At 67.4% G+C, this 16,263-nt stretch carries 16 protein-coding genes; 10 read left to right on the forward strand and 6 right to left on the reverse strand.

Annotated elements, in window-relative coordinates; genetic code table 11:
* The 4 genes from RKE40_RS23610 to RKE40_RS23625 form a co-directional block, all read left to right on the forward strand.
* A partial coding sequence (locus RKE40_RS23610; protein WP_316020648.1) for a sugar porter family MFS transporter occupies positions 1-1,096 on the forward strand: 1,096 nt, incomplete at its 5' end.
* Positions 1,093-1,461: a hypothetical protein gene (locus RKE40_RS23615; protein WP_316020649.1), complete on the forward strand. Its 369-nt coding sequence runs from the start codon at positions 1,093-1,095 to the stop codon at positions 1,459-1,461. The genes RKE40_RS23610 and RKE40_RS23615, both read left to right, overlap by 4 nt.
* Positions 1,448-3,076 carry a GMC oxidoreductase gene (locus RKE40_RS23620; protein WP_316020650.1) on the forward strand — a complete coding sequence of 543 codons (1,629 nt, stop codon included), beginning with the start codon at positions 1,448-1,450 and terminating at the stop codon, positions 3,074-3,076. Before RKE40_RS23615 ends, RKE40_RS23620 begins: the two co-directional genes overlap by 14 nt.
* 34 nt (positions 3,077-3,110) lie before the next feature.
* On the forward strand, positions 3,111-4,307 hold the full coding sequence (locus tag RKE40_RS23625; protein ID WP_316020651.1) for a M23 family metallopeptidase: 1,197 nt from the start codon (positions 3,111-3,113) through the stop codon (positions 4,305-4,307).
* 27 nt (positions 4,308-4,334) lie between these two features.
* On the opposite strand, the gene RKE40_RS23630 is transcribed toward RKE40_RS23625, so the two are convergent.
* From RKE40_RS23630 to RKE40_RS23655, 6 genes are all read right to left on the reverse strand, one after another.
* A complete protein-coding gene (locus RKE40_RS23630) occupies positions 4,335-5,369 on the reverse strand; it encodes a hypothetical protein (RefSeq protein ID WP_316020652.1) in 1,035 nt (344 codons plus the stop codon).
* Positions 5,370-5,671: 302 nt separating this feature from the next.
* On the reverse strand, positions 5,672-6,436 hold the full coding sequence (locus RKE40_RS23635) for an HpcH/HpaI aldolase family protein (RefSeq protein WP_316020653.1): 765 nt from the start codon (positions 6,434-6,436) through the stop codon (positions 5,672-5,674).
* A 77-nt stretch (positions 6,437-6,513) separates the two neighbouring features.
* Positions 6,514-7,296, reverse strand: a complete 783-nt coding sequence (gene hpaH / locus RKE40_RS23640) for a 2-oxo-hept-4-ene-1,7-dioate hydratase (protein ID WP_316020654.1) — start codon at positions 7,294-7,296, stop codon at positions 6,514-6,516.
* Positions 7,297-7,503: 207 nt separating this feature from the next.
* Complete coding sequence (locus RKE40_RS23645) at positions 7,504-9,009, reverse strand: 2-hydroxymuconic semialdehyde dehydrogenase (RefSeq protein WP_316020655.1); 1,506 nt, start codon at positions 9,007-9,009, stop codon at positions 7,504-7,506.
* A 30-nt stretch (positions 9,010-9,039) separates the two neighbouring features.
* On the reverse strand, positions 9,040-9,780 hold the full coding sequence (locus RKE40_RS23650; RefSeq protein WP_316020656.1) for an SDR family NAD(P)-dependent oxidoreductase: 741 nt from the start codon (positions 9,778-9,780) through the stop codon (positions 9,040-9,042).
* Complete coding sequence (locus RKE40_RS23655; protein WP_316020657.1) at positions 9,777-10,493, reverse strand: GntR family transcriptional regulator; 717 nt, start codon at positions 10,491-10,493, stop codon at positions 9,777-9,779. The genes RKE40_RS23650 and RKE40_RS23655 overlap by 4 nt, the downstream gene beginning before the upstream one ends.
* Before the next feature lie 275 nt (positions 10,494-10,768).
* Between RKE40_RS23655 and RKE40_RS23660 the strand changes: the two genes are divergently transcribed.
* Genes RKE40_RS23660 through RKE40_RS23685 form a run of 6 tightly spaced genes read left to right on the forward strand, consistent with a single transcriptional unit; the run spans position 10,769 to position 16,244 of the window.
* Positions 10,769-11,971 carry an ABC transporter substrate-binding protein gene (locus RKE40_RS23660; RefSeq protein WP_316020658.1) on the forward strand — a complete coding sequence of 401 codons (1,203 nt, stop codon included), beginning with the start codon at positions 10,769-10,771 and terminating at the stop codon, positions 11,969-11,971.
* A 20-nt stretch (positions 11,972-11,991) separates the two neighbouring features.
* Positions 11,992-12,861: a branched-chain amino acid ABC transporter permease gene (locus RKE40_RS23665; protein WP_137882252.1), complete on the forward strand. Its 870-nt coding sequence runs from the start codon at positions 11,992-11,994 to the stop codon at positions 12,859-12,861.
* On the forward strand, positions 12,858-13,877 hold the full coding sequence (locus tag RKE40_RS23670) for a branched-chain amino acid ABC transporter permease (RefSeq protein ID WP_316020659.1): 1,020 nt from the start codon (positions 12,858-12,860) through the stop codon (positions 13,875-13,877). Before RKE40_RS23665 ends, RKE40_RS23670 begins: the two co-directional genes overlap by 4 nt.
* Positions 13,874-14,644 carry an ABC transporter ATP-binding protein gene (locus tag RKE40_RS23675; RefSeq protein WP_316020660.1) on the forward strand — a complete coding sequence of 257 codons (771 nt, stop codon included), beginning with the start codon at positions 13,874-13,876 and terminating at the stop codon, positions 14,642-14,644. Before RKE40_RS23670 ends, RKE40_RS23675 begins: the two co-directional genes overlap by 4 nt.
* Entirely contained in the window at positions 14,641-15,390 is a 750-nt protein-coding gene (locus RKE40_RS23680) for an ABC transporter ATP-binding protein (RefSeq protein ID WP_316020661.1), read from the forward strand. The genes RKE40_RS23675 and RKE40_RS23680 overlap by 4 nt, the downstream gene beginning before the upstream one ends.
* Positions 15,387-16,244 (forward strand): VOC family protein, encoded by an 858-nt coding sequence (locus RKE40_RS23685; protein ID WP_316020662.1) that lies wholly within the window; start codon positions 15,387-15,389, stop codon positions 16,242-16,244. Before RKE40_RS23680 ends, RKE40_RS23685 begins: the two co-directional genes overlap by 4 nt.
* Positions 16,245-16,263 lie beyond the last annotated feature (19 nt).

Here is a 16,263-nt window from a genome sequence, read left to right on the forward strand (position 1 = left end):
CTGCCTGACGGCCTCTCGCCTCCTGCTCGGGCTCGCCGTCGGCATCGCCGCGATGGTGGCGCCGCTCTACATTTCCGAGAGCGCGCCCGCCGAGAAACGCGGCATGCTGGTATCGATCTATCAGCTCGCGATCACGCTCGGCATTCTCGGCGCCTATATCGTCGACTTCGTCTTCGCCGAGTCCTGGCGGCTGATGTTCGTAATGGGCGTCCTGCCCGCGCTCGCCTTGCTCATCGGCATGTACCGCATGGGCGATACGCCGCGATGGCTCGCCCTGCAGGGTCGCACCGACGAGGCGCGTCTTGCGATCGCGCGGATCCGCGAGCTCGCGCCGCATGATCCGGCGGTCGATGCGGAACTCGCGAGCATCCGACAGGCGGCGCAGCAGCGGACCCGGCCCGGCACCTGGGCGGACCTGCTCAGCCTGACCGTCCGGCCGGCGCTGGTGGTCGGCATGGGGCTGTTCTTCCTGCAGCAGCTCAGCGGCATCAACGCCGTGATCTATTACGCACCGACGGTGTTCAAGGAGGCGGGCTTCAACTCGACCTCGACCCAGATTCTGGCGACGGTCGGGATCGGCATCGTCAATGTCGGGATGACCTTCGTCGGCATGTACCTGATCGACCGGATCGGTCGGCGGCGCCTGCTCTTCATCGGCTTTGCCGGCACGGCCCTCAGCCTGGGCATGATCGCGCTCGGCGCGGCCACCGGCTCGGAATCGTTGGATATCCTCGCGACCGTCGGGCTGGTTCTGTACATTGCCGCCTTCGCCGCCAGCATCGGCCCGCTGCCCTGGGTGATGATGTCCGAAATCTTCCCGCTCAAGGTGCGCAGCCTCGGCATGAGCGTGACCTCGCTCGCCAATTGGGGCTTCAACTTCCTCGTCGTGTTCTCCTTCCCGATCCTGGTCAGCAGCATCGGGCTCGGCGGGGTCTTCGCGGTCTATGCGCTGGTTTGCGCGGCCGGGCTGATCTTCACCTATCTGCTGGTGCCTGAAACCAGCGGCGTCTCGCTCGAGGAGATCGAGCGGCATCTGGAATCGGGGCGGCCTTTCCGGGCGCTCGATGCGGCTCCGGTCCGGGTCGCAGCGGCATGAACCAGATGTCGCCGACCCTCGTGCAGCAAACGTCGGGCGGCGCCGATACCGCCGGCACGGCCATCCCCGGAGATGGCGAACGGCTGGTTGCGGCGCTGATCGCGCTCAGCCCGTACCGTGTGGTGCTGATGCCGATGCTGGCCGATATCACGCGGATCGGGCGTGCCAACCGGCAGATCAGCGCAGCGCTCGCGGCGGTCGAGCTGCGGGCCGACTTCGCGCATACGGGGCGGTTGCGCCGCAGCGATCTCGGGCCTGAGCGGACGGCGCTGCTCGGCTTCCTCGAATATATCCGCTTCGCTTCACCGGATTTCCTGCGCTCGGTCGGGGAGTGGCCCGTGGGAGGCATGCGTGACCGCAGCTGAATTCTGCGATGTCGTAGTCGTCGGCACCGGCGCCGGCGGCGGCATTCTCGCCCACAAGCTCGCCAAATCCGGCTTGCGCACCATCTCGCTCGAACATGGCGCGATGCTGCCGGAGGACCATTTCCGGACGACGATACCGCCCGGCGTGACCCGGGATTTCGGCATCGATCCGAGCACGACCTGGCCCAGCGACCCGCATGACAGTCTTTTTGTCCACCCGCTCTTCGCCGATGGCCGCACCGGCTCGACCGCCCGGCCGAAGGGAGGCTTCCGGCACTTCCAGGTTCTGGCGGTCAACGGGCTGCAGAATCTCTGGAATGGCGTCAGCGTCCGCTTCTCGGAGGAGGATTTCAGGTCCTGGCCGTTCTCCTATGCCGATCTGGCGCCGCATTACGGCGCGGTCGAGCGTCTGATCGCGGTCTGCGGCACCAAGGAGGGGCTGCCGAACCTGCCGGATGGCGATTATCTGCCGCCGAAGCCGCTGCGCCCGGCGGACCGGCTGATCGTCGATGCCGTCAATGCGCTGAAGGACGGACACTCGCACGCGATCCCGAACCGCAAGGCGATCAACACCAAGGCGGGAACCCCGACATCCTGCATCTCGACGGGGATGTGCACCTCGGGCTGCCCGGTCGGCGCGGTCTACAAGTTCTCGACGCGGCTGCTGCCGCAGATCGCCGACCTGCCGAATTACGAGCTGCGGACGCAGGCAAAGGTCGTCCGCCTACTCCGCGACGGTGACAGCCGGCGGATCGCGGGAGTCGAGTACATCGACCTTGCCACCGGCGAGCGGCGGCATTTGCGAGCCGGCACCGTCGTGCTGGCCGCCGGAGCGGTCGAGACGCCGCGCATCCTGTTCAACTCGGCCGACGAGGTCGACCCCTCCGGCCTCGGCAACAGGCACGAGCGGGTAGGGGCGGGCCTGCAGGACAATCCCAAGGTGGTGCTCTCGACCTCGCTGCTGAAGCTCTGGGGCAAACGGCGCGACTACGATCTCGGCTATGGGGACCTGCTGATCCTCTTGTCCCAGGGCAGGTTGCCCGATGGCGCGCCTTTCCCCTTCATCGGCCACGCCATCCACAGCGCCCCCGACGTGCCGCACTACCTGACCGGCATGCGGCACTTTCCGCCCTTCCTGAAGGAGCGGCTCGCGCGCACCATGTTCCACAGCTACGTCACGCTCGGCCTGTTCTGCCAGGGCGAGGCGACGCCCGCAAACCGGGTGCGGCCGGGCCGAAGCGTCGATGCTTACGGCGTCCCTCAGGTCGAGGTCGATTTCACGATCCCCGCCGCGAGCCATCAGATGATGGATGCGATGACCGTCTGGGGCCGGCGCGTGCTGCGGCGGGCCTCCGCCACGATGATCTATGCCAGCCGCGACAATAGCGGCACGGGCATCCATTATGCCGGCACCACCGCCATCTCCGAGGATCCGCGCCGCGGCGTCGTCGATGCCGACCTGAAGTGCCATGACTTCGACAACCTCTATGTCTGCGATGGCGGCGTCATCCCCGAACTGCCCGACAAGCACCTGACCCTGACGATCATGGCGTTGGCCGACCGGCTGGGCGGCCATCTCGTCGAGACCGCCCGGCAGCAGGCGGTCGCGGCCTGACGGCGCAGAGGACGATCCAGGACGGGGATATGCGATGAGCGCGACGATGAGAGCACTGCTCGCCGTGGCGATGGGCTTCACGCTCGTTCCGCCGCTGTCGCAGACACTGCGCGCCGAGACCCCGGCAGCCTCCGCCGCCGTGACGCCGACGGGCCTGGTAGGCAATGTGCTGTTCGCGCCGCGGCCTGTGCTCGGCTCGGATGGTCTCCAGCACCTGGTCTACGAGCTGCAGCTGTCGAATGTGACGGGCGAGCGGGTCCAGTTGAAGCGGCTCAGCATCTTCGGTGACGCGGACAAAGAGCCGCTCGCCGTCCTCGATGGTGCCGAGATCGCAAGGCGCTTTTCGCCAGGAGGCCGGCGCGGCAACGAGTCGGCGGAGCTCGGCGGCTACCAGTACGGCATCGGATTCCTGCATGTCGCGCTGCCTGCCGGACGCGCGGTTCCGCAGCGCCTGAGGCACGAGGTCGAGGCCTGGTTCGGCCAGTTCAAGGTCGATGCCGTGATCAGGCTCGGCCCGGTTGCCGTGACGACCTCGGAGCCTCCGGTCCTCGGCCCGCCTTTGCGCGGCGATGGATACATCGCCGGCGATGGTTGCTGCGACTCGGTCCGGCATGTTCGCGCCCTGCTGCCGCTCAATGGCGGCTTTCGCCTGGCGCAGCGCTTCGCCATCGACTGGGAGAAGCTCGGGGCCGATGGACGGCTAGTGAAAGGCGATCGCAAGCAGGTCGCCAATTACCACATCTATGGCGAGCCGATATTGGCGGTGCGCGACGGCACCATCGTCGACATGCGGAACGACCTTCCCGACCAGGTTCCGGGAGCGCTGCCCGACGGGCTGCCGATCAGCGACGCCGACGGGAATTTCGCCGTGCTCGATATCGGCGGCGGCGCCTTCGTGCTCTACGCCCACATGAAGCCGGGCAGCGTCCGGGTCAAAGCCGGCGACAAGGTCAAGCGCGGCGATGTGATCGGCCAGGTCGGCAATACCGGCAACAGCTCCGAGCCGCATCTGCACCTGCACGTCATGGACGGGCCGTCTCCGCTGCTCGCCGATGGCCTGCCCTATGTCTTCGAGGCCTTCACGGTGAAGGCGATCGATCGGGCCGGCACGGCCGATTTCGACCGGGCCGCTGAAATGGGCACGCCGGTGACCCTGACACCGGTCGTGCCGCCGCTGGCGATGCGTCGCGCGCTGCCGCTCGATCTCAGCGTCATCGAATGGGGACAGTAGGGCCGGCCGTCCGGAGGGGCGATGCCGTCACGCCCGGCTGAGCTGGCCGAGCATGCGTTCGAGCGGCAGGACATCCTTGTGTTCGGTTTCGCAAAGGTAGGACGACGAAGTCGCGCCGAGGAAGTCGAGGATACTGGTGCCGAGTTCTGCCCTTGCGGCATCGCCGCGATAGCCGAGCGCGGCCAGTTCATTCTCGACCAGCGCGCCCTCGGCACCGATGTAGCCCGTGCGCGTGAAAAGGTCGTCGGCCCGGCCTTCCGGAGCGCGGAGCAGCAGGATGCGGCTGGCGGCGGCCCTCGCGTCGGGGTCGTGCACGGCGGCGCCGCAGAGAATGCCGCCGATGAGATTGGCCGGCGGTGTCGGCACGTTCAGGACCAGAAAGAACAGCCGATGGGTGTAGGAGCAGGTCAGCGCGCTTTGCGCGGTGCGGCCATCGCTCAGCAGATGCCCGTTCATCAGGACCTGTCGGTTGAACAGGTTCTCGCTGTAGTCGATCTGCAGTTGCTGCAGAGCATCGGCGTGGATCGTTACGGCCCCGACGATCAGCCGGCCCGACTCGGTGCGAGACCAGGCCGGCGAGATCGCGAGATAGCTGCCCTCCAGCCAGTTCCCGCCTGGCTGCCGGCCATTCGCCCTGGGCGGCGACGGGGCGGCGGCGGGGGCGCGGCCAGGCGGCAGGCCGGCCTCCGCCCTCAGGAGCGCAAGCGCGGTCTCGGGCACGGTGAAGCGGGCGCAGACCGCGTCCTGAAACTCCTGGAACGAGGACGACGCGATGAAGGGCGCGGTCAGCGCGCCATCAAGGACCCGCACCCAATCCTCATAGACGCTGGATGCGCGCGGCATGGCCTTGCCGCTGAGCCATTTATAGGCGTTCTGCGGCACGAATAGCGTCGTCTTGTTGATGGCGGCGAAACGCGCGCAGAGTTCCTTGTGGGTCGAGCAACCGAGCGCCAGGGAGGTCAGTCTCAGCTTCAGCGATAGATGCCGCGAGGCTTCGGTCGGCTGTTGGCGATCGATCTCCGCCAGCAGCGACGCGTCGCCATCCAGTCTGAACTGCTTCACCGCGTTCCCCAGCCGCTTGCCGTAAAATTGGAAGACGGCCCGAAACTGATCTCCAAGCCGAAAAATAGCAACGCCTGTGTTTCGGCCTCCTGAATGCAGATATTGTGACGGACGGGGATCGAGCTTTGTCGGAAAGACTGCCGTCTGCCGCAGAGGAGTCCGCCGCCCCGGGCGCAGGGAGGCGATCTCTGCTTGCGTCAGGCAAGGCTCGCCGGGCACGTGCCGCGCACCAGGCATGCTGCGCCGGCCGGCGCGCTCAGGCTCGGCCGGACGCGCCTCTCATCATGTCGGGCATCTCCGTCCTACGACTTGAACGTCTTCGCCAGGGCGTCGGCATTCTTGGCGAGGAGGCCGAGATCCGAGCCGACGGCGACGAAGCGGTAGCCCCATTCGATATAGCGGCGGGCATCGGCCTCGGAGGCGGTGAGGATGCCGGCCGGCTTGCCGATGGCGGTCAGGCGGGCAGCGGCGCCCTTGATCGCTTCCTGCACCTCGGGATGGCCGGGATTGCCGATATGGCCGAGCGAGGCGGAGAGATCGGCCGGGCCGATGAAGACACCGTCGACGCCATCGACCGAAGCGATCGCCTCGAGCTGGCTCAGGGCTTCGCCGGTCTCGACCTGGACGAGGACGCAAATCTCGGCATCGGCGCGCTTGAGATAATCGGGCACGCGGCCATAGCGGCTGCCGCGCCCGCTCACGGTGATGCCGCGGATGCCGGCCGGCGGATAGCGGCAGGCGGCGACGGCCTTGGCGGCCTCCTCGGCATTCTGGACGAACGGCACCAGCACCGCCTGCGCGCCGATGTCGAGCAGGCGCTTCAGCAGCACCGGATCGTTCCAGGCCGGGCGCACGATCGGCGTCGCGGTGCCGGCCTGCAAGGCCTGGAGCTGGGCGAGCACGGCCGGCGGCTCGTTCGGCGAATGCTCGGTGTCGACCAGGATCCAGTCGAAGCCGCTATAGCCGATGATCTCGGCGACGATCGGGCTGCACAGGCTGCTCCACAGCCCGATCTGGAGCTCGCCGCGGGCGAGCGCGGCCTTGAAGGCGTTACGGGGCAGGTCCATGGCGCTCCCTCCGAGCATGTTTTCGATGTTGCGCGAATTCTCTTCGTTCAGCCGAGATCGGCCGAACGGAAAGCGCGCTAGACGAACTGCACGGAGACGCTACCGAGCGGCCCGAAATCGGCGTGCAATGTATCGCCCTTAGCGGCCCAGACCGGTCGTGTGAAGGAGCCAGACAGCATCAGGTCGCCCGGCTGCAGGGTGATGTCGAAGGGCGCGAGCTTGTTGGCGAGCCAGGCGATCGCCATGGCGGGGTGGCCGAGCACGCCGGCGGCGAGGCCAGTCTCTTCGATCTCCGAATTGCGGTAGAAGATCGCGCCGACCCAGCGCAGGTCTACGTCTTCAGGCCGCACCGGCCGGCCGCCGAGCACGATGCCGGCCGCGGCGCCATTGTCGGCGACCGTGTCGAAGATCTTGCGCGGCTCGGTGACGCGCGCATCGATGATCTCGATCGAGGGCACGACGTACTCCGTCGCCCGGAGCACGTCGATCAGGCCGATGCCCGGGCCCTTCAGTGGCTCCTTCAGGATGAAGGTTAGCTCCGGCTCGACGCGCGGCACGCAGAAGTCCTCGAACTTCACCTTGGCGCCGTCGTTCAGGATGAGATCGTCGAAGAGATAGCCGTAATCGGGCTCGTCGATCTTCGAGGAGGCCTGCATCGCCTTCGAGGTCAGGCCGATCTTGTGGCCGATGATGCGGGCGCCGGCCTTGACCCGCTCCTGCGCAACCGCCGAGGAGATCGCGTAGGAGTCCTCGATCTTGATCTCCGGGAACATCTGCGAGGGCCGCTCGCCCTGCTTCTTGGTGCGATGGCTCTCGAGCAGGGAGCGCACCACCTGCGCGCGCTGGGCTTCGGTCAGCATGGCTTTTCTTCCTTGGGACTTGGTTGCGGCTCGCGCCGCCACAGCGGCAGACTGTTCGAGGCATCCCCCAAGCCCTCATCCTGAGGAGCAACCGAAGGCTGCGTCTCGAAGGATGCTCCAGCTGGTTCCGGAGCCTCCTGGAGCATCCTTCGAGACGGCCGCTGTCGTGGCCTCCTCAGGATGAGGGCTTAAGGGGAAAACCGACCTTCAGAGCTTGACGCAGACGTTGCGCAGCTCGGTGTAGAACTCCATCGAGTGCACGCCGCCCTCGCGGCCGATGCCTGACTGCTTCGAGCCGCCGAAGGGCGTGCGCAGGTCGCGCAGGAACCAGGAGTTCACCCAGGTGATGCCGACCTCGACCTGCGCCGCGACGCGGTGCGCCCGTGTCAGGTTCTCGGTCCAGATCGAGGTGGCGAGGCCGTAGGGGCTGTCGTTCGCCAGCGCGATGACCGCGTCCTCCTCGTCGAAGGGCACGATGTTGCAGCAGGGTCCGAATATCTCCTCGCGCATCACGGCGGAATCCTCGGAGAGACCGGTCCAGATCGTCGGCTCGACGAAGGAGCCGGCGGAATACGGGGTTGGCAGTTCGGGGATGCCGCCGCCGGTGATGATCTCGGCGCCCTCCGCCTTCGCCTTGGCGTAGTAGGACAGCACCTTGTCGCGATGGACCTGGCTGATCAGCGGACCGAGCGTGGTCGAGGCCTCGAACGGGTTGCCGGGCTTTAGCTTTTCCGCCGCCAGCTTCAGGCGCTGGGTAAACTGATCGAAGATCGGCCGCTCGACATAAACGCGCTCGGTGCCGAGACAGACCTGGCCGCAATTGGCGAAGACGGCACGGGTCACGCCCTCGATCGCCTTGTCCATGTCGCAGTCGGCGAAGACCAGCGAGGCGTTCTTGCCGCCGAGTTCGAGCGAGACCGGGCGGACGCCCTTGGCGGCGGCGCGCATGATCGCCTCGCCGGTGCGGGTCTCGCCGGTGAAGGTGATGCCGTCGACTTGCGGATGGCTGGTCAGGTACTCGCCGGCGCTGTCCTCGCCGAAGCCATGCACGACATTGTAGACGCCGGGCGGCACGCCGGCCTCGTTCATGATCTCGCCGAGCATGGTCGCCGTGGTCGGCGTCTCCTCGGAGGGCTTGACCACGACGGTGTTGCCGCAGGCGAGCGCCGGCGCGACCTTCCAGGTCATCAGCAGCAGCGGGAGATTCCACGGGCAGACCACGGCGATGACGCCGCGCGGCCCGCGGATCGCATAGTTCAGCGCGCCGGCGCCGTCCGGCGTCGCCATGCGGAAGGTCTCGGTCGAGAGCGTCAGCACCTGATCGGCGAAGACGTTGAAGTTCGCGGCACCGCGCGGGATGTCGATATGCGAGGCGAGGCTCTTGGGCTTGCCGGTGTCGAGCACCTCGGCCGCGAGGAAATCGTCGAAGCGGGCCATGATCCCGTCGGCGACCTTGCGCAATATGGCCGAGCGCTGCTGCTCGCTCATCTTGCCCCACGGTCCCTTGAGAGCCCGCTTGGCGGCCTTCACCGCATCGTCGATCGCGGCCGAATCGGCCTCCGGCACGAGATTGATCAGCTCGCCGGTCGCCGGGTGGCGGTTCTCGAAACTGCTGCGGCCGGCCGGCACGAAGCGGCCGTCGATGAAATGCGACAGGCGGGCGGTCTCCGCGCCTGCGGCAGCACCCTGGTAGCGCGGAACGGCGCTGTTCATCGTCTCACTCCCGGTTTGTTGTCGTTGTCGTCATGGGCGCATCATCGCGCCGCCGTTCACGTCGAGGATGGCGCCCGAGACGAAGCTCGCCGCCGGTGAACAGAGAAAGGCGATCGGCCAGGCGATCTCCTCGGGCCGGGCGGCCCGGCCGAGCGGATGCTTCGCCAGCGCCGCCGAGAGATCGTGGACGCCGACCATGGCCGTGTCGGTGATCCCCGGCGCGACGCCGTTGATCAGCACGCCCTGGCCGCCGAAGCGGCTGGCGAGCCAGCGCACCAGCGTGTGCAAACCGCCCTTCGATGCCGCGTAATGCGGGCCGACGCCGGGGAAGGAGCCGCCGGTCGCGGCAACGATCGAGCCGACGAGGACGACCCGCCCGCCGCCGCGCGCCGCCATGGCGGGCACGAGCTCGCGCGCCAGGCGCATCGGTGCCATCAGGTTGAGGGACAGGGTGGTCTCGGCGACCTCTTCCCAGCCATCCGCATCCCAATCGACCGGGCGGTAGATGCCGGCGCCGAGGACGGCCGCATCGATCGGCCCTGCCAACTCCGACAGGCGGCGCGGCGCATCCTCTTCGAGCAGGTCGACGACGATCTCAAGGGCCGAATCGGCTTGCGCGCCGAGGCCGGCGATCGTCGCAGCGCAGGAGATGCGGTCAGTGAGGACGAGCCTTGCGCCGAGCCCCGCCAGGACCTTCGCCGTCACCGCGCCAATGCCGCCGGCTGCGCCGGTGACCAGAATGGTCTGGCCGGTCAGATCGAAACCGCTCACGCCTTGCCTCCGGAAATCCGGTCATCGTCCTCGGCCAGCGTGGCCATCGCCTTGCGGACCTCTTCGGCGGTGCGGGCAAGATGCAGCTCGGTCATCCGGCAGGCGCGCAGCGCGTTGCGCTGCATGGTCGCGTCGTAGATGGCGCGATGCTCGTCATGGACGTTGCGCCAGCCGCGCGAGACGTTGAGCGAGACGCGGCGATAGCGCTCGGATTGCTGGTAGAGCAGGTCGCGCAGCTTGATCAGCATCGGCGACCCCGCTGCGGAGACGAGCGCGGCGTGAAAGGCGCGGTTGCGCGCCTCCCAGGTCTCGAGCTGCTCCGGCGGTAGGGCGTCGCTGGTGTGCGGCAGATGTTCCTCGACCGCGGCCAGTGCTTCGAACGCCGCCGTGACCTCGCGCTCCCAGTTTGCATCGCCGTTTCGGATCGCGGCGTTGAGCGCCTCGGTCTCGATCAGCGCACGGACGCGCGAGACATCGTCGAGCTCGTCGAGCGAGAGCGGCGCCACCCAGAAGCCGCGCTGTCCCTCGGAGACGACGAGCAGGTCGCCCATCAGCCGGGCCAGTGCTTCGCGCAGCGGCGACATGCCGACGGCGTAGTCCTGCGCCAGGGCTTCCAGCTTCAGCTTGCTGCTGGCCGCGAGGCGGCCATTGACGATGTCGCCGCGCAATTGGCGGTAGGTCCGGTCGGCCAGGGTCTTGTCGGAAGGGGACATGCCGAAGCGCAGAGCTCCTATGGTCGGTCGCCACTCTCTAGCAGTAAATTTCGAAATTACAATCCTGAGAAGGAAGCGCGGATTTCTGAGTCGAGTACGAGAGTCGGAGATAAATAACGAATTTATTGAAGTTATAGGCCTTTCGACGCGGATTCGCGGATTGCCGCAGCCGCCCGCGCGGAAAAAATATCGAAATAAGATTGACAGCCCAATATCGATCTGGTCGGATGGCGGCAATCGGGTGGCGTCAAGACCGCCCCGTTGGAGGACGTCCCATGATCGAGCGCTTTCCGCTTTCCCGCCGCAGCTTCCTCGCCGCTGCCGGCGCGACCACTTTGAGCGGCACGATCGCGGCGCCGGCTTTGGCGCAGACCGCCAATAAGCCGCTGAAGATCGGCATGGTGACCTCGCTGTCCGGGCCGTTCACGGCGCTCGGCGAGAGCATGCGGGCGGGGATGCAGATGTTCCTGGCCGAGAATGGCGGCAAGTTCGCAGGCCGCGCAGTCGAATTGATCGTCGAGGATGACCAGGCCAAGCCCGACGAAGGCGTGCGCAAGTTCCGCAAGCTCCTTGGGCAGGACAATGTCGACATCGTCTCAGGCGTGATCTCGTCGGCGGTGGCGCTCGCCGTCCGCGATGTGGTGACCGAGGCCAAGGCGCTGACCTTCATCTCCGCCGGCTCGGCCAATGATCTTGCCCGCAAGGCGGCGAGCCCCTTCGTCTTCCGGCCGACCAAGACCAACTGGATGCTCGGCCACACCGCCGGCCAGTGGGCCTTCGAGAAGCTCGGCAAGTCCGGCTGCCTGACCATCGCCGCCGACTACGCCGCCGGCCGCGAATCCGTCGGCGATTTCGTCGCGAGCTATCAGCAGCAGGGCGGCAAGGTCGGCAAGCAGCTCTGGGCGCCGCTCGGCACCACCGATTTCGGGCCGCTGCTGACCACGATCGCGGCCGAGAAGCCGGAGTTCATCTTCTCTTTCTTCGCCGGCTCGGATGCGGTCCGCTTCCTGCGCCAGATGCGCGATTACCGCCTGCACGGCAAGGTCAAGCTGATCGGCAGCGGCGCGCTGTTCGACCAGGAGGACGTGGTCTCGGCCGTGAAAGAAGCGGCGCTCGGCGGGCTCAATACCTGCAACCAGTCGCCGACCGCGCCGAGTTCGGCCGCCTTCACCAAGGCCTATCAGGCCGCCCGCAACGCCATGCCGGGCGAGATGGGCACGGCCGGCTATGTCACCGGCCAGGTGATCAAGGCCGCGGTCGAGCGCGTGCAGGGCGACCTCTCCAACAAGGAGAAGGTCAAGGAGGCGCTGCTCGCCAAGGAGGTCGAGACGGTGTTCGGGCCGATGCCGTTCGACCCGCGCAACAATCAGGCGATCCTCGACATCTACGTCAACGAGATCAAGGAAGGCACAGGCGGCCCGGTCAACCAGGTGATCCACACCTACAAGGCCGTGCGCGATCCCGGCCCGGTGGCCTGACGCGACGAAGGAGCGGTTCCGTGGGTTTCTATGCCGTCCAGAGCCTGAACGCGCTGTCGTTCTCGATGCTCTTGCTGCTGACCGGGCTCGGCCTGTCGGTGGTGCTCAACCTGATGAACTTCGTCAACCTGACCCACGGCTCCTTCTTCCTGCTCGGCGCCTATGTCGGCGTCTACTGGCTGGCCTCGGGCGCGCCCTGGTGGCTCGCCTTCCCGGTCGCCTTTGTGGCGGCCGGCCTCGCCGGCTTCCTGCTGGAGCGCTTCCCGTTCCGGCAGTTCTACGCGCGAACGCATCTGATGCAGGTGCTGCTGACCTACGGGCTCTCGGTGATCTTCGCCGACCTGATGCGCTGGGGTTTCGGCGCGCAGATCCTGTCGGCGGAGATCCCGGAAGCGCTGCGCGGCGTCGTCTTCATCATGGACATGCCGTTCCCGATCTACCGGCTCTTCATCATCGGCTTCGGCGCGGCGCTCGCCTTCGCGCTCTGGTTCGTGATCGACCGCACCATCTGGGGGGCGGTGGTCAGGGCCTGCGTCACCGATCGCGGCTTCGTCGAGACGCTCGGCCTCGACACCCGTCGGATCTTCACCGCCGTGCTGGTGATCTCGGCCGGTCTCGGCGGCATTTCCGGCGCGCTCGGTGCCGGCATCCTCTCCGCCTATCCCGGCCTCGACGAGGAGGTGCTGATCCTGGCGCTGATCGTCGTCGTCGCCGGCGGGCTCGGCACCTTCCGCGGCACGGTGCTGAGTGCGCTGCTGCTCGGCTTCGCCATGACCTTCTCCAAGGTCTGGGTGCCGGAATTCTCGAACGTCGTCGCCCTCGCCGTCATGGCCGCGCTGCTGGTCGCGCTGCCCGAGGGACTGGTCGCCAGGAAGGTGAGGCAGGTATGAGCTCGATCGCCGACGGGACCGGCCGCGTGGATGCGCGCGCCGCCAGTGAGCGGCGCAGCCTGCCGCTGACCGCAAAGGTCGCGCTGCTCGCGCTTGCCGCTGCCATTCCCTTGCTGTTCGCCGGCGACTACCAGCTGCGTTTCCTTGCAGAAATCCTGATCATTGGGACCGCCGTGCTCAGCCTCGATCTGCTGGTCGGCTTCGGCGGGCTGGTGTCGCTCGGCCATGCCGTCTTTTTCGGCGGCGCGGCCTATGCCGCGGCGATCGCGGCGCAGACGCTCGGCGCCGATGTCGTCGTGATGCTCGCCGTCGGCATCGCCACCGGCATGGCGGCGGCGCTGCTGATGGGCGTCGTGGTGATGCGCACCATCGCGCTGTTCTTCCTGATCCTCAGCCTGATCGTCGGCCAGATCGTCTGGGAGGTGGTGTTCCACTGGCGCGAAGTGACCGGCGGCGCCGACGGCCTGCGCGGCTTCCCGGTGCTGACGCTGCATACCGGCTTCGCCACGATCCCGCTCAACAACGGGGTCGCGCTCTATCTCGCCGCGCTGGTGCTAGCGTTCGCCGCTTATCTCGCCGCCCGTTCCTTCGTCACAGCGCCGATCGGCCGGGCTCTGCTCGGCACGCGCGAGCGGCAGCTCCGGATGAGCGCGCTCGGCTATTCGATCCCGCGTATCCGCCTGATGGCGCTGCTCGCCTCCGGCGCCATCGCCGGTGCCGCCGGCGCGCTCTATCCCTTCGTCAACCAGTATGTCGGCCCCAATGCCGTCCATTGGACGATGTCGGCGATGATGATCATCATGCTGGTGATCGGCGGCGTCGGCTCGCTCTATGGCGCCTTCATCGGCTCGGCGATCTATCTGGGCATCCAGACCTATGTCTCGTCCTATACCGATCGCTGGCAATTGGTCGTCGGCCTCGTCTTCGTGCTGACCGTGATGATCATGCCGAAGGGCGTCGTCGCCGGGCTGAAGGCCGCCTTCGGACGGCGGACAAGCGGGGAGGGTAGGTCATGAGCGCCAACGCCGTTCCCGCCCTGTCGATCGAGGGCGTCGCCAAGTCCTTCGGCGGGCTGAAGGTGCTGAGCGATGTCTCGGTCACGCTCGGCCAGGGCGAATGCCTCGGCCTGATCGGCCCCAATGGCGCCGGCAAGACGACCCTGTTCAACATCGTCACCGGCTTCCTGATCCCGGATCAGGGCCGCGTCGCCTTCGCCGGCGAGGACATCACCAGGGCGAAGCCGGATGTGCGTGTCCGCGCCGGGCTGGTGCGCACCTTCCAGAAGAGCATGGCCTTCCCGGAGTTGAGCGTCCGCGAGAACCTGGCGTTGGCCGCGCGCTCGCGGAATGGCGAAGGCTATGGCTGGTTCGGCAGCGGCAAGGCCGTTGCGGCAGCGGACGAGGCGGCCGATGAGTTGCTGATTCGAGCGCAATTGCTTGATCGGGCGGACCTGCCGGTCGCAGGCCTCTCCTATGGCGAGCAGCGCATCGTCGATGTCCTGGTCTCGCTGGCGATGCGCCCGCGGGTGCTCCTGCTCGACGAGCCGACCGCCGGCCTGTCGCGGGCGGAAGGCGAGCACCTGATCGAAGTGGTGCGCACGCTCGGCGAGGACCTTTCGACCATCCTGATCGCGCATGATCTCGATATCGTTTTCGGTGTCTGCGACCGCGTCGCCGTGCTCGATCTCGGCCGCTTGATCGCCTGCGACACGCCGGACGCGATCAAGGCGCATGAAGGTGCACAGGCAGCCTATCTCGGCGCCTCGCTCGGGGAGGCCGCATGATGTCGGTTCAGGCACAGCAACAGCCGGCTTCCGCCAGCTATCTCGAAGTTGCAGGGCTCGATGCCGGCTATGACGGCGTGCGCGTCCTGCACGGCGTCGATTTCTCGCTGGCCAAGGGCGAGGCGGTGGCGCTCCTCGGCCGCAACGGCGCCGGCAAGAGCACGCTCTGCTCTGCCCTGTTCGGGCTGGAGCCACAGGTTTCCGGCCGGATCGCGATCAAGGGGCAGCAGGTCGCCGGCTGGCCAGGCCACCGCATCGCCCGGCTCGGCGTCGCCCTCGTGCCGCAGGGCCGCGGCGTCTACGCCAATCTCACCGTCGACGAGAACCTGACCATGGCGGCGCTCTGGTCGCGCAAGCAGCCGAACCGGCGCTGGGTCAAGGAACGCATCTACGCGGATTTTCCACGCCTCGCCGAGCGCCGTGCCTTCTCCAGCGGTGCGCTCAGCGGCGGTGAGCGGCAATTGCTCGCGATCGCGCGGGCTCTCCTGACCCAGGCCGACCTGATCGTGCTCGACGAGCCGAGCGAGGGCCTCTCGCCACGGGCGATCGAGGAGGTCATCATCGGCACGGTCGGGCGGTTGCGCGGCGAGGGCTATACCTTGCTGATCGCCGAGCAGAACCTCGCCATGGCGCTGAAGCTGGCCGAACGGGCGCTGGTCCTCGACCATGGCCGCGTCGTCTTCGACGGGCCGTCGGCGACGCTGCTGGCCGACAAGGACCTTCAAAGAGAGCATCTCGGGCTATGAGCGACGCGATCACCATCGAACAATTGCGCTATGTCCGGCTTGGCACCGCCGATCTGAAGGGCGCCGCCGATTTCGCCTCGCGCATCCTCGGCCTGCAGCTCGTCGACCGCACCGAGACATCAGCCTATTTCCGCTCCGACTATCGCGACCACACGCTGGTTTATGTCGACGGGCTCGATGCCGGCCAGGCGATCGGCTTCGAGGTGCGCGATCCCGATGCGCTGGCTCATGCCGAGAAGGTGCTGCAGGGCGCCGGGCTCGCCACTACACGCGGCGACGCCGAGGCCTGCGCCGTCCGAAAAGTCCGGCAGTTCGTTTCGTTCCGCATGTCCGCCGGCTATGACATCGAGCTGGTGGTCCGGCCGCTGCAATCCGGCTGGCGCTATCACGGCCCGCGCGATGCCGGCATCACCGGGCTGGAGGCGATCGCGCTGCGCGGTGCGCCCGACGCCTCCGACCAGCAGGTCTGGACGAAGCTGCTCGGCGGCAAGGTCAGCGACTGGGTCGGCGAGGCCGCCTATATCCGCTTCGACGAGGCGCATCATCGCATCGCGGTGCACCCCTCGCAGGAGAAGGGCATCCTTTCCGTCGAGTTCGGCGTCGAGGATGTCGATCTCGTCATGCAGAACGCCTACCACCTGCGCGGCGCCCAGGCCCGCATCGTCGACGGCCCCGGGCGGCGCGCCGCCTCGCAACAGCTCTTCCTGAGCTTTGCCGGCCCCGATGGCGTCAACTTCTCCTATGTCGCCGAGGGCGAGCGGCTCGCCTCTCCCCGCCGCGCCCGGCAGTTCCCGCGCAAGCGCGACTCCTTCTGCGCCTGGGGCAGCGACACGCATATCCCCGAATATCAGTGAAGCGTCTTCGCCGGCTTTG

Source organism: Allobosea rubneri, assembly GCF_032464875.1.
Lineage (GTDB): Bacteria > Pseudomonadota > Alphaproteobacteria > Rhizobiales > Beijerinckiaceae > Allobosea > Allobosea rubneri.

Bases quoted from the DNA above. Each gene is read 5' to 3' on its own strand.
- RKE40_RS23635 (WP_316020653.1), bottom strand. From the start codon at position 6,436: ATGGACCTGCCCCGTAACGCCTTCAAGGCCGCGCTCGCCCGCGGCGAG.
- RKE40_RS23670 (WP_316020659.1), top strand. From the start codon at position 12,858: ATGAGCTCGATCGCCGACGGGACCGGCCGCGTGGATGCGCGCGCCGCC.
- RKE40_RS23655 (WP_316020657.1), bottom strand. From the start codon at position 10,493: ATGTCCCCTTCCGACAAGACCCTGGCCGACCGGACCTACCGCCAATTG.
- RKE40_RS23660 (WP_316020658.1), top strand. From the start codon at position 10,769: ATGATCGAGCGCTTTCCGCTTTCCCGCCGCAGCTTCCTCGCCGCTGCC.
- RKE40_RS23645 (WP_316020655.1), bottom strand. From the start codon at position 9,009: ATGAACAGCGCCGTTCCGCGCTACCAGGGTGCTGCCGCAGGCGCGGAG.
- RKE40_RS23680 (WP_316020661.1), top strand. From the start codon at position 14,641: ATGATGTCGGTTCAGGCACAGCAACAGCCGGCTTCCGCCAGCTATCTC.
- RKE40_RS23685 (WP_316020662.1), top strand. From the start codon at position 15,387: ATGAGCGACGCGATCACCATCGAACAATTGCGCTATGTCCGGCTTGGC.
- hpaH (WP_316020654.1), bottom strand. From the start codon at position 7,296: ATGCTGACCGAAGCCCAGCGCGCGCAGGTGGTGCGCTCCCTGCTCGAG.
- RKE40_RS23615 (WP_316020649.1), top strand. From the start codon at position 1,093: ATGAACCAGATGTCGCCGACCCTCGTGCAGCAAACGTCGGGCGGCGCC.
- RKE40_RS23625 (WP_316020651.1), top strand. From the start codon at position 3,111: ATGAGCGCGACGATGAGAGCACTGCTCGCCGTGGCGATGGGCTTCACG.
- RKE40_RS23675 (WP_316020660.1), top strand. From the start codon at position 13,874: ATGAGCGCCAACGCCGTTCCCGCCCTGTCGATCGAGGGCGTCGCCAAG.